The 11,860-nt window shown below is 63.2% G+C and carries 9 protein-coding genes; 2 read left to right on the top strand and 7 right to left on the bottom strand.

Annotated elements, in window-relative coordinates; genetic code table 11:
• Positions 1-30 precede the first annotated feature (30 nt).
• Positions 31-195, bottom strand: coding sequence for a Flp family type IVb pilin (locus YUU_RS0107890; protein WP_027521915.1), 165 nt, complete (start codon positions 193-195; stop codon positions 31-33).
• Between the two features lie 421 nt (positions 196-616).
• On the opposite strand from YUU_RS0107890, the gene YUU_RS0107885 reads away from it, so the two are divergent.
• Together YUU_RS0107885 and YUU_RS0107880 are read left to right on the top strand one after the other, a co-directional pair.
• Positions 617-2,107, top strand: a complete 1,491-nt coding sequence (locus tag YUU_RS0107885) for a hypothetical protein (RefSeq protein ID WP_027521914.1) — start codon at positions 617-619, stop codon at positions 2,105-2,107.
• Positions 2,108-2,231: 124 nt separating this feature from the next.
• Positions 2,232-2,648 (top strand): hypothetical protein, encoded by a 417-nt coding sequence (locus tag YUU_RS0107880; RefSeq protein WP_027521913.1) that lies wholly within the window; start codon positions 2,232-2,234, stop codon positions 2,646-2,648.
• A 516-nt stretch (positions 2,649-3,164) separates the two neighbouring features.
• On the opposite strand, the gene ftsH is transcribed toward YUU_RS0107880, so the two are convergent.
• The 6 genes from ftsH to YUU_RS0107850 all read right to left on the bottom strand — a co-directional run bounded on the left by ftsH (position 3,165) and on the right by YUU_RS0107850 (position 11,780).
• The gene (gene ftsH, locus YUU_RS0107875) at positions 3,165-5,087 is read right to left on the bottom strand and encodes an ATP-dependent zinc metalloprotease FtsH (protein ID WP_027521912.1); all 1,923 of its coding nucleotides are present in this window, start codon (positions 5,085-5,087) and stop codon (positions 3,165-3,167) included.
• Positions 5,088-5,338: 251 nt separating this feature from the next.
• On the bottom strand, positions 5,339-6,409 hold the full coding sequence (gene tilS / locus YUU_RS0107870; protein ID WP_027521911.1) for a tRNA lysidine(34) synthetase TilS: 1,071 nt from the start codon (positions 6,407-6,409) through the stop codon (positions 5,339-5,341).
• A gap of 153 nt (positions 6,410-6,562) precedes the next feature.
• The gene (gene ybgF / locus YUU_RS0107865; protein WP_027521910.1) at positions 6,563-7,609 is read right to left on the bottom strand and encodes a tol-pal system protein YbgF; all 1,047 of its coding nucleotides are present in this window, start codon (positions 7,607-7,609) and stop codon (positions 6,563-6,565) included.
• A gap of 198 nt (positions 7,610-7,807) precedes the next feature.
• A complete protein-coding gene (pal, locus tag YUU_RS0107860; RefSeq protein ID WP_027521909.1) occupies positions 7,808-8,296 on the bottom strand; it encodes a peptidoglycan-associated lipoprotein Pal in 489 nt (162 codons plus the stop codon).
• Between the two features lie 252 nt (positions 8,297-8,548).
• Positions 8,549-9,298 carry a hypothetical protein gene (locus YUU_RS50220; protein WP_084801343.1) on the bottom strand — a complete coding sequence of 250 codons (750 nt, stop codon included), beginning with the start codon at positions 9,296-9,298 and terminating at the stop codon, positions 8,549-8,551.
• Between the two features lie 151 nt (positions 9,299-9,449).
• Complete coding sequence (locus YUU_RS0107850) at positions 9,450-11,780, bottom strand: bifunctional diguanylate cyclase/phosphodiesterase (RefSeq protein WP_027521908.1); 2,331 nt, start codon at positions 11,778-11,780, stop codon at positions 9,450-9,452.
• Between the last annotated feature and the right edge of the window lie 80 nt (positions 11,781-11,860).

Below are 11,860 nucleotides of genomic sequence, written 5' to 3'. Positions count from 1 at the left end.
GCTCTTCGAATTCACGTCGATCGTCCGAACTTACTTCAGGCTGGACGAGATCGAGCCGAACTTGGAGTTCAGCGAGGTGCCGAGGTTATTGACCACGGTGATGATGGCCAGCGCGATGCCGGCGGCGATCAGACCGTATTCAATAGCGGTGGCGCCGGATTCATCCTTCACAAAGCGCGCAACGAGGTTCTTCATAGAGTGCTCCAAAGTGTACACAAAGGCTACAACTAGTCTGGTCTGACCGGCTTCCCAGCGCCGCGCGACCATGGAACAGACCGTAGCGACAAAGAATTGCACCGCAGTTAATTCGTCCGCGGAAACATGCAGCGGTTTGCGTGTATTCCGCGATGGTAAATCGAAATTGAAAACAATCGGTTAAATCGTCCGGAAACATACCCGCCGCATCTGTGCCGGTTTACTCGAAGTTATGACCGTCATGGTCCAATGCCGCCCGCTAAAGCGCGATGAAGCGTCATCGCGCTTTAGGTTCTTGTTTGAGCATGATCTCCGCGCAAACGCGTTCCGCGTTTGTCGCGAGGGAAAACCGCTTCACACTTTTCCGGATCATGCTTTGGAAGCCGGCAGGATCAACGTCCGGCAGAAACGACGAGGCGGAATGTCCCTCTCCTCTACCTACAGCATGGCCATGCAGAGCCGCGCGCGAGTCCTGGTGCCGCTCTGCGTCGGCGCGGGCGCCTATCTTTGCTTCCTCTTTATCGGCGACACGCTGCTCCAGGATTCCGACTCGTTCTGGCAGATCAAGATCGGCCAATGGATTCTCGATCATCGCGCGCTGCCCTGTACGGACATCTATTCCTTCACGCGGTCGGGCCAGCCCTGGATCTCCACCTCATGGCTGTCGCAAGTAGCGTTCGCGAGCTCCTATGCGCAATGGGGCTGGGCGGGACCGGTGATCCTCACGACGGTCGGGATCGCGCTCACTGTCACAATCTTCGTCTATCTGCTCGACGCGCATCTCGAGCTTCCGCGCTCGGTGCTGTTCGCGATGCTGGCGCTGGTCTTGTCGCTGCATCACCTTCTGGCGCGTCCGCACATCCTGGCGCTGCCCGTCATGGTGCTGTGGGCCGGCGTGTTGATGGCGGCCGCCGATCGCCGGAGCGCGCCGTCATGGCTCTGGCTGCCGTTGATGGCGTTGTGGGCGAACCTGCATGGCGGCTTCGTGCTGGGCCTGGCGTTGATCGGCCCGATCGCGCTCGAGGCGGTCGAGCACGCCGAGAAAGGACGACGGATCCAGCTATTCCTGCGCTGGGTGCTGTTCGGCATCGCCGCGCTGATCGCAAGCTGCGCCACGCCGTATGGCTGGAGGACGCTATGGGGCGCGACCAACATCCTCAACCTCGGCGAACTGCTGACGGTGATCTTCGAGTGGATGCCGGCGAATTTCGCCTCGTTCTCGGCGTTCGAAGGCGCGCTGCTCGGCCTTATCGCCATCGGCTTCTATCGCGGCCTCGTGCTGTCGGCGCCGCGAATTTTCCTGATCCTGTTCCTGACCTGGAGCGCGCTGACGCATGTCAGGAGCATCGAGGCATTTGCGTTCCTGGTGCCGCTCGTGCTGGCAAAGCCGCTCGGGCAATTGTCACCGCGCCCCGCACCGGACTCGGGCAATGACGAAATCTGGCCGGCTCGCTACGTCACCGTGACGGGCGCGCTGATGATCGTGGCAGCTGGCTGGACCTCGACGGTGATCTATATGGGACATCACCGCTTCGCGTTCACGATGTTTCAGACGCCCGTCGCCGCGGTCGACGTGCTCGAACAACGCAAGGTGCAGCGCATCTTCAACGCCTACCAGTTCGGAGGCTATCTGATCTCGCGCGATGTCCCGGTCTTCGTCGACGGCCGCGCCGAGCTCTATGGCGAGAAATTCGTCATGGACTTCTTCAAGGCGACCGAAGGGAAGCAGCCCGAGATTCTGCCGCGCCTGCTCGACGAATATAAGATCGACGCGACGCTGCTGGTTGCCGATGCCCCGGGCCCGCAGATCCTCGATCACCTCAAGGGTTGGAAACGGATCTATGCCGACGACATCGCGGTGATCCACGTGCGGGACGATGCGGACGGCGGGGCTGCGACGTCATCGAATTGAGGATGGAACTGTAGGGCTTGTACTTTAAATGAGATGCCGCTTCTAAAGGTGATGCAGACTTAGGTGGACGCTCCGGTCGTTTCGCCGTTTGCCCCTTGGCAGAAATCAACGTTGTGCGGTCAACATGCCCAACATGCCTTCCGAATGGCTTCGTCAGCTGCCCTATTTGGTTCACACCAATAGAGAACTCGGCCTAATGCTGAGGGGCGTCAAGCCCCTCGCATATTTCATGGAGTTCGTCGGTCGTGAGCCAGACATCTGTATTCGATATTGGCGGATGTTCGACAGGCATGTTGCCGTTGGCCACCTGATAAGACGCGAAGCGATTGGAGCATGCCCTGACCTGCCACAGCTGGAATATCGGATGCTGTTCTACGCCTTACCGGGCCACGAGTGGCGGATTGATGCCATGCTTACGCTCCTGAACGAACCCGGAGCTTGGGCCGACAACCGCGAACGGCGCTTTGGCGAATTGCTTGGCTACGAGGGGTGGCAGATCGACTATTGGCTGAAGCATCGTCCCTCGCCGGCCGACGCTTAGTTTGCTGTTGGCACCGAGCAGACATCGACAGTCCTTCTGCGAACCTCAGTTGTAGCGTGGGCAAAGCGCGAGCGTGCCAACCACTTCTGTCGCTGTTACCGAGAGATGATTGGCACGGCGCGTGCGCGCCTTTGCCCGCCCACACCTGCTCGGTTGGCTCGCAATGACCGAGTGTGAGTGACGAACTTCCTCGCTCTCGTGTCCCGGACGCGCCGCAACGCTCTTGGCGTTGCGGCGCAGAGCCGGGACCCAGAAGGCCGCGCAAACCGCCGCTGCATAGGCCCCGGCTCTGCAGCGCACCGCCGAAGGGGCGCTGCGCTGCGTCCGGGGCACGAGACCTGAGTTTCGAGCACAGCTGCACCAACACCGACAATTGCGAGCCACCCGGGCCGCGCTTCGTGCGGCCCGGGTGGCTCGCAATGACGGGGTGCCGAGTTGCCCGCGTCGCAGACCACCATCGCCAACAAAAAACGCGGCGTTGCCGCCGCGTTTTTCAATTCGATCGGCCGCTTACGATTACGCCTGCGGCTGCGGCTCCAGGCCGGGATCCGGATCGGGCCGCGGGCGCGACTTGCCGGCCGGCGGCACCGCGGAAGCGCGCGGCGTGCTCGGCTCGAGCACGGACTCGCGGTTCGGCTTCTTGCCCTTGAGGAGATCGACGATCTCATCCCCCGTCAGCGTCTCGAACTCGAGCAGGCCCTTGGCCAGCGCTTCGAGGTCGGCATGCTTCTCGGTGAGAATGCGGGTCGCCTCCTTGTAGCCCTCCTCGACCAGGCGCTTGATCTCGGAGTCGATCTTCTGGACGGTCGCCTCGGAAGCATTCTGCGTCCGCGACACCGACATGCCCAAAAATACCTCGTCCTGGTTCTCGCCGTAGGAGACCGTGCCGAGTTCTTCCGACAGGCCCCAGCGCGTCACCATCATGCGGGCAAGGCGCGTGGCCTGCTCGATGTCGGATGCGGCACCCGAGGTCACCTTCTCGCGGCCGAAGATCAGCTCTTCGGCGACGCGGCCGCCCATCATGATGGCGAGGCGCGAGGTCATCTGCTCCAGCGACATCGACAGCTTGTCGCGTTCGGGCAGCTGCATGACCATGCCGAGCGCGCGGCCGCGCGGAATGATGGTCGCCTTGTGGATCGGATCGGTCGCCGGGACATTGAGGCCGACGATGGCGTGGCCGCCCTCGTGATAGGCCGTCAGCAGCTTCTCTTCCTCGGTCATGACGAGCGACTTGCGCTCGGCGCCCATCATCACCTTGTCCTTGGCTTCCTCGAACTCCGCCTGGGTCACCATCCGCTTGTTGCGGCGGGCGGCAGTCAAGGCAGCCTCGTTGACGAGATTCATCAGGTCGGCGCCGGAGAAGCCGGGCGTGCCGCGCGCGATGGTCTTGAGGTTGATATCCGGCGCGAGCGGCACCTTGCGGACGTGAACCTTCAAAATCTGCTCGCGGCCGACGACATCCGGATTGGGCACCACGACCTGGCGGTCGAAGCGGCCGGGACGCAGCAGCGCGGGATCGAGCACGTCGGGACGGTTGGTCGCGGCGATCAGGATCACGCCCTCGTTCGCCTCGAAGCCGTCCATCTCGACCAGCAACTGGTTCAGCGTCTGTTCGCGCTCGTCATTGCCGCCGCCGAGGCCGGCGCCACGGTGACGACCGACGGCATCGATTTCGTCGATGAAGATGATGCAGGGCGCGTTCTTCTTGGCCTGCTCGAACATGTCGCGCACGCGCGAGGCACCGACGCCGACGAACATCTCGACGAAGTCGGAACCGGAAATGGTGAAGAACGGCACGTTGGCTTCGCCCGCGACCGCGCGCGCGATCAGCGTCTTGCCGGTGCCGGGGGGGCCGACCAGCAGCACGCCGCGCGGAATACGGCCGCCGAGACGCTGGAATTTGCCGGGATCGCGCAGGAATTCGACGATCTCCTGGAGGTCCTGCTTGGCCTCGTCGACGCCGGCGACGTCCTCGAAGGTGACGCGGCCGTGCGCCTCGGTCAGCATCTTGGCGCGCGACTTGCCGAAGCCCATCGCCTTGCCGGCGCCGCCCTGCATCTGGCGCGACAGGAAGATCCACACGCCGATCAGCGCGATGAAGGGCAGCCAGGAGACCAGCAGCGAGACGAACCACGGCACGTTGTCGCCGGGCGCCTTCGCGGTGATCTGGACCTTGCTGTCGTAGAGGCGCTTCACCAGCGTCGGGTCGTTGGGGGCATAGGTCTGGAAGCTCGAGCCGTTGGTGAACGTCCCGTGAATCTCCGGTCCCTGGATCACAACGTCGCGCACATTGCCCCGATCGACCTCGCTCAGGAGCTGCGAGAAGGCGATGTCCTGGGAGGAGGCGCGCTGGCCGGGATTCTGGAAGAGCGTGAACAACGCCAATAGCAGCAAGACAATGATGACCCAGAGGGCGAAATTGCGCAGATTGGCGTTCATCGATCTTCCTTCGTGGTCGCGCGGATCGCGGCCCTATTCCTTGGGCAAGCTAGAGAAAATCCCCAAGGAATCCTCTCGGTTAGACGCATACAATTTAGGTGCCGCCCCGGTCGCTGCCAAGGGAACGAGATGGGACTATTTATCCCATCTTAGCCCGATTCCCGCGGAAATAATGGCGGGGCAGGCTGGGTTTTTCCGGCCTGGTTAAGCCTGGTTAAGGTGTCCTGAGGGGCAAGGCGAGCGAGCCGGTGTCATGATCCGGCCCTGACACGCCGGGCCGGCGCCGGCTCGATCAGGATGCGCCCCCGGGACAGGCTGATGAGGGCCCCGGCGAGCGTCTGCTTGACGTGCGGCCGACTGGTTCCGACGGCGCGACGGCCCATGCGCTCGGCAATACCGCGGTCGAGGACCGCCAAAAGGGACTCGACCTTGCCAAGTTCCGCCGGCCCCTCGCGCCCGACAGCGTCGATCGCCCGCATCAGGAGCCGCAAACGCACCTCCTCGGGCAGTGTGGCGAAGGTCGAGACTTCGAAGCTTCGCGCAGGCGCATCGGGCGGCGGGCGATCGCGATCCCTCAGAGCGAGAAAGCGCTCGGCGCCGTCGGCCAGCACGTCGACGGCGGCATTGGCACGGGCGAGCCGCGCCGCGAGCCGCGCCAGATTGCGCGCGTTGCCGCCTTCGGCAGCAAGCTGCGGCAAAAGCGCCCGCAGCCGCGGGCGCGTGAAGGCGGTGTCGCGGTTGGTTGGATCGTCAGCGAAAGCGATATTGGCGCGCTTCAGGGTCGCGATCAGCTGCGCCTTCGGCACATCGAGCAGCGGACGCGCCAGCGCGATCCCGTCCCGCTCCGTGACGGGCGCCATCGCGGACAGACCGGCGATGCCGCTGCCGCGCAACAATCGCATCAGCAAAGTCTCGGCCTGGTCGTCACGGGTATGCGCGGTGAGCACATGGCTCGCTCCAGCCGCGCGCGCGGCCTGCATCAGCAGGCGGTAGCGCGCGTCGCGCGCGGCGGCGGGCAGACCGGTCTTCGGCTTGGCGCCGGTCCAGCGCATCGTCCGATGCGGCAGATCGAGCGACTGCGCCAGCTTCTTGACGTCACGCGCCTCGCGCGCCGCTTGCGGCCGGAGGCCATGATCGACAGTGACTGCGATCAGCCGTGGGCCTCTCGCGAGAGTCTTGCGCCAGCGCGCGGCAAGCCACATCAGCGCGACGGAATCCGGCCCGCCCGAAACCGCAAGCACGAGCGCCGGCGCGCGTCTTAAGTCGGCGAAGAGCAGCTTCGCCTCGCGCGCCGAGATCGGAGAATTGTCGTCGTCTGACATGACGCTGCCCGCAGGATGGCGCGCCTATTTAGCGCAGCGCCATCCGCATTGTCAGCGCTCTAGAGCCGTTTCCTTTCCGATTGAATCGGAACGTGGCTCTTCACGCGAACCGGTGTCCACTTCGCTGGAAAACGCTCCAATGAGGCAAAGCGGCTAGCACTTCACCCGCTTCTGCTCGCGATCGACGGCGGCCTTGACGCCGGCTGAGGCGCGCGGGAATTTGCGGCCGACCTCGCCGAAAGCGGCGCAGGCGGCTTCCTTCTCCTTCAGCGCGGCCAGCGATTGGCCGAGCCGCAGCAGGGAGTCCGGAGCTTTTGCGGACTTGTCATATTTCGTGGTGACGGCGAGGAAGGCCTCTGCGGCATCACGATATTGCTGACGCTGGAAGTAGCTCTCGCCGAGCCAGTACTGGGCGTCGCCGAGCAGGGGATCGCTCGGATATTTCTGCGTAAAGGTCTTCATGGTCTGCTCGGCCAGCGCATAGTCCTTGCGCTGCATGTAGCCGATACCGAGGTCGAACTCGTCGCGCGGCGATTGCGAGGGCGGCTGGGTCGCCAGACCGCCGCCTGCGGCCGGCGCCGGATAACCTGGCTGCGCCGCCGGATAGCCGGGCTGCGCGGCCGGCGCTGCCGCTTGCGGATAGCGTCCGCCGGTGTTGCCAAGGTCGAGCGGCTCGCCGGCGCCGCGGCCGCCGGGCGCGCCGACCGGTGCTCCCGCCGCCATCGGCTGCTGACCGCCGCCGAGCGCGCGCGGCGCACCGGGGGCATTGGGATTTTGATTCGGATCGAACGCATCGCCACGCCGGCGGGTGCCGGGCGCTCCCGGCGCCGGCTGCTCCTGCACGATCGGTGCGGGCGCAGCGACCTGCGGCTCATAGGCTGGCTGCTGCACCGGCTGCTGCTGTTGCCGATAACCCGGCGCGGGTTGCATGGGCGGGGCAGCCGCGACATTAGGCTGTGCCGGCCCCTGTCCGGGGGCTCCTTGCGCGCCACCTTCGAGCTGCCGGAGGCGCTCCTCGAGCTGGCGGTTGCGGTACTGCAGCTCTTCGTTCTGGCCAGTGAGCTGGCGCAGCTGGTTCTCAAGCCGCTCGATCCGCATCTCCGGGTCGGCATCGTCCGACTGCGCGAAGGCGGGCGAGCACAGCGAAAGCAGCGCGGCGATCGCCACGGTGCCGGTAAAAGCCTGGAATCTGGATGACATCTTGCCCTGACGACGAAAGCGACGTGGCACGCGGCGGACAACTCGCCGCGCGAAACATTGAGAGTGGGAGTACGCCAAAAATGTGACTGGTACCAAGGGCTTTCTATGACTTGGTCCGTGAAACGAAACCGGCGCCCAAGGGGGCGCCGGCAAATCAGGTTTCCTTGGTCAGGTTTCCTTGACGGAACGACGCCTCGCTCAGGAGCTCGCGTTCAGCACGGTGACGGCACGACGGTTCTGCGACCAGCAGGAGATGTCGTTACAGACGGCGACCGGCCGCTCCTTGCCGTACGAGATGGTGCGCATGCGGTTCGGGTCGATGCCGCGCGAAGCCAGGAACGAGCGGACCGACTGGGCACGGCGCGCGCCGAGCGCGATATTGTATTCGCGGGTTCCGCGTTCATCCGCATGACCTTCGATGGTGAAGGAGTAGCGCGGATAGCTCTGGAGCCACTGCGCCTGCTTCTCCAGCGTGACGATCGCCTGCGGCGTCAGATCGGTCTGATCGCTCTCGAAGAACACGCGGTCGCCCACGTTCACGACGAAATCCTGCTGGCTGCCCGGCGTAGCAGCGTTGGCCATCGCATCCGAAGCAAGGTTCTTGTTGGCGCAGGCGCCCATCGACAGCGCGACGGCAACCACCGCGACCAGCTTCAATCCCTGGAGGATACGCATAGGATGTTTCATTCCGGAGCCTCCACGCTCACGTTAGTCCACTGCCGTCCGGTCTACAGGGGGTTGGTTAAGCGAACGTTCCGTCAACCTTGATGGGACGTTGCTACGGCCGGTCAAATGCCCCCGATCGGCGAAAAGCAACCGCGATGGTTAATGGGTTGTAAATGTGGCGTGATGGTGAAGGCAAGCCACTTCAGATCGGAAAGAAGCTGCGGACGTGGAAACCTGGCCGGGCCTCGACTGAGGAACACCTCCTGGAATGGCCTACTTGGCCCCCAAGGACATCGCCTGAAGCGACACGAGCTCTGCGCTCTTGGTCTCGTCTAACTGGGGAAGTTTGCTTCCAGATCGGCGCTGAAACAGCATTCGGCGCTCGAAGGCGCTGGATCGCATGAAGGGGAATCGATGGAACACCCTTTCTCGGATGCTCGGATAATGGGCCGCCATAAGTCCGACCGGCTTAATCAATCCGGGATACAGCCGCGGCTGCCCCCAAGGCTCTTGCAGGAAGACCCGCCGGTAGAACGCGCGGTGTTCAGCGCGAACATTGGCAAGCCCGATATCCGCATTGAAATGACCGCAGGCGATGTAGCCAAGGCGCACCGTGACATACGGCAGTTCCGGGAATTTCTTCACCTTTTCAGGGTCCGCCACGAAGCGGGTCGGGTCGATGATAATCTTGCCCCGATCGAGTTCAGGATGAAGCAGATCGCTGAACATCTCCGACGAGAGCGAATCGCGCCACTTTGAGGTCAGGACACTGATCCTGATCGAGCTGTACAGCTCTCCTCGAATGTAGACCGCGAACGTAAAACTGTTGGGCAGATCGTCGTAACGGTCAGTAACCCGCTCCGACTCGGACGGAAGGATGGCGCCTTCGCGCAGATAGGCCCGATAGCGGAGACTATTGACCTCTTCCCACTCCTCCGGCGTTTCCACGAGCCGATAGTCGACATTTTCCATCGGATCCCACGTCCGCGCCGGGACCACAGGCTGGGCGGCGGCAGACTCCATACGATACTCCTAAACGTCAACAACTTTGGCGCGTGCGGCAATTTATTAACAGCTCCTTAATGATTAAGCAAAACAATCACTATTTTAGGGTTAACCCCGTAGAATTACGGATTCGCGCCTCGATCGACATTTTAGCGAGGAGAGAAAGATATCAGGCGAAGGAGCGCGAGCCGACAACCTGGAGATGATCCTCGCCGCGCCGGCCATGGGAGGCATTCAGCAGCTGGCGCATCCGCACGGCTGGGACAGGGCGGCTGAACAGATACCCCTGGCCCTCAGTGATGGTGCCGTCGGCGCTGATCAGTTCGAGCTGCTCGTTGGTCTCGATGCCCTCGACCACCACTGACATGCCGAGGTCGGCGGACAGTCGCGCCACGCCGCGCAGCAGCGTCAGCGGCCGGTCGGTGTCGATGCCTTCGAGGAAGGAGCGGTCGATCTTCACCTTCTGCATCGGGAAGTTATGCAGGTAGCTGAGGCTCGAATAGCCGGTGCCGAAATCATCGAGCGAGATGCTGACCCCGAGCGCGTGCAACTGCGACAGGATGTCATGCGTGAGCTGCGTATTGCGCAGCAGGGAGGACTCGGTGATCTCGATCTCGAGGCGATGGGCCGGGAGCCCTGAGACCTCGAGCGCATAGCGGATCTCGCTGAGCACATCGCGCTGGTGGAATTGCTGCGGCGAGAAGTTGACGGCGACGCTGACCGCTTCCGGCCACTTCATGCATTCCATGCAGGCCCGGCGCAGGATCCAGCGGCCGAGATCCACGATCAGTCCCATATCCTCGGCGACCGGAATGATGTCGACCGGTGAGACGGTGCCACGCACCGGATGGTTCCAGCGCAGCAGGGCCTCGCAGGTGGTGATCTTGCCGGACTTCAGATTGACCAGCGGCTGGTAGAACAGCTCGAACTCCTCGTTGGCCAGCGCCTTGCGCAGATCGAGCTCGAGGATACGGCGGGCCTCGACGGTTGCCGCCATCTCGTCGCGGAAGAAGCAGAAGGTGCCGCGGCCGTCGGCCTTGGCGCGGTAGAGCGCCATGTCGGCATTCTTCAAAAGCGTATCGGCGCTGGAGCCCTCGGGCGAGGTCAGTGCGATGCCGACACTGGCGCCGATCTCGACCAGATGATTGTCGATGCGGTAGCGCTCGCTGAGCCGCTCGACGATGCGGCGGGCAAGCGCCGCGGCATCCTCGGGCGAATTGAGGTTCTGCTGGAACACGACGAACTCATCGCCGCCGAAGCGGGCGACGAAATCTTCGGGGCGCAGCATCTCGCGCAGGCGGTTCGCCACCGCGCACAGGAGCTGGTCGCCGCAGGGGTGGCCAAGCGTGTCGTTGACCTGCTTGAACTGGTCGAGATCGACGAACAGCAGCGCCGAAAGGCGCTCGGAATGCTGCGAAATCGCGAGAAGACGCTCGATCTCGTCGCGGAAATTGACGCGGTTGGGCAGTGTCGTCAGCTCGTCATAGCGGGCGAGATGGCTGATCCGGGCTTCGGCGTTCTTGCGCTCGGTGATGTCCTCGATCAGCATGACCGTGCCGCCGTCGGCCATCGGCTGGAACGTCCAGGACAGGGTCCGCCCGCGCTGCAGATCGGGGTCGGTGGTGGTGATTTCGCGGATCCTCGCGTCCTCGATCTCGCACAGGATCAGATTGCCGCTCTCCGCCGAGATCGCGCCTGACGCAACGCATGCGGAAATGATGTTGGCGGCGCTAGCGCAGCGCTTGACCACATCGTCCGACAGCTCCATCAGATCGGCGAAGCGACGATTCATCACCGCCAGCACGCCGTCGGCGCGGAACATGCATAATCCGTGAGGCATATTGTTCAGCGCGGTATCGAACTGGCTCGCAAGCGATGCCTCTCGCTCGCGGGCCAGCAAGGCGCGCACGAACATCGCCTGCAGACTGGTGGAAAGCTGCTTGAGGGCGAAGAAGAACAGTACGTTCAGGAACGCCATCACGATGTAATATGGACCGCCTTGCAAGGCCAATCCGAGCGTGAGCGGGCCACACGCCAGCAGCACTTGGATGTGAAAGATCCAAGGACGACCATAGGTACGAGCACCACCGGCGGCCATGTAGCAAAGTGTGACCGAAGTGGCGATCATATGTGCCACCGCGTCGTCGCTGCCGATCAATGCAATGATGCACCACAACCCAAGCGCAGCAGCATACGCCATCGCACCGATCTGGTAGCGAATTTCCCACCCGATCACATCCTTCGGCGACAGCTTCGATCGTTGATTTTGAAATTGGCCAACATCAATGGCGCGGCCGGCGCCGCTTAGTATCAAAAGCCCCACGCACGGCCACAGCCACACGTTCCCGGTCTTCAACGCCGTCATCAGTGCAGCAACTGCAGCGCAAAGCGCGCCGGCGAACAATGGGCCAGGGTCTTGGAACAGCGAATCGATCAACGCCGCGCGAATCGTCGGGGAGGCTTCCTGATCGGTCTTTGCACTCTCGGATGCGAGCTGCATTTCGGTGGTACGCGCCCTGTTTGCTGCGTACTTTTACCCAGCCGGTATGAAGTCTTTCTGAGGGAACATCGTTAAGTTCG

The organism is Bradyrhizobium sp. Ec3.3, assembly GCF_000472925.1.
Taxonomy (GTDB): domain Bacteria; phylum Pseudomonadota; class Alphaproteobacteria; order Rhizobiales; family Xanthobacteraceae; genus Bradyrhizobium.
Note: the sequence above shows the minus strand (reverse complement) of the source record. Positions and strands in the feature narration are given on the sequence as shown.

Excerpts from the sequence above, each read along its gene's own strand:
- YUU_RS0107890 (WP_027521915.1), bottom strand. The coding sequence starts at position 195 with ATGAAGAACCTCGTTGCGCGCTTTGTGAAGGATGAATCCGGCGCCACC.
- YUU_RS0107850 (WP_027521908.1), bottom strand. The coding sequence starts at position 11,780 with ATGCAGCTCGCATCCGAGAGTGCAAAGACCGATCAGGAAGCCTCCCCG.
- pal (WP_027521909.1), bottom strand. The coding sequence starts at position 8,296 with ATGAAACATCCTATGCGTATCCTCCAGGGATTGAAGCTGGTCGCGGTG.
- tilS (WP_027521911.1), bottom strand. The coding sequence starts at position 6,409 with ATGTCAGACGACGACAATTCTCCGATCTCGGCGCGCGAGGCGAAGCTG.
- ftsH (WP_027521912.1), bottom strand. The coding sequence starts at position 5,087 with ATGAACGCCAATCTGCGCAATTTCGCCCTCTGGGTCATCATTGTCTTG.
- YUU_RS0107885 (WP_027521914.1), top strand. The coding sequence starts at position 617 with ATGTCCCTCTCCTCTACCTACAGCATGGCCATGCAGAGCCGCGCGCGA.
- ybgF (WP_027521910.1), bottom strand. The coding sequence starts at position 7,609 with ATGTCATCCAGATTCCAGGCTTTTACCGGCACCGTGGCGATCGCCGCG.
- YUU_RS0107880 (WP_027521913.1), top strand. The coding sequence starts at position 2,232 with ATGCCCAACATGCCTTCCGAATGGCTTCGTCAGCTGCCCTATTTGGTT.
- YUU_RS50220 (WP_084801343.1), bottom strand. The coding sequence starts at position 9,298 with ATGGAGTCTGCCGCCGCCCAGCCTGTGGTCCCGGCGCGGACGTGGGAT.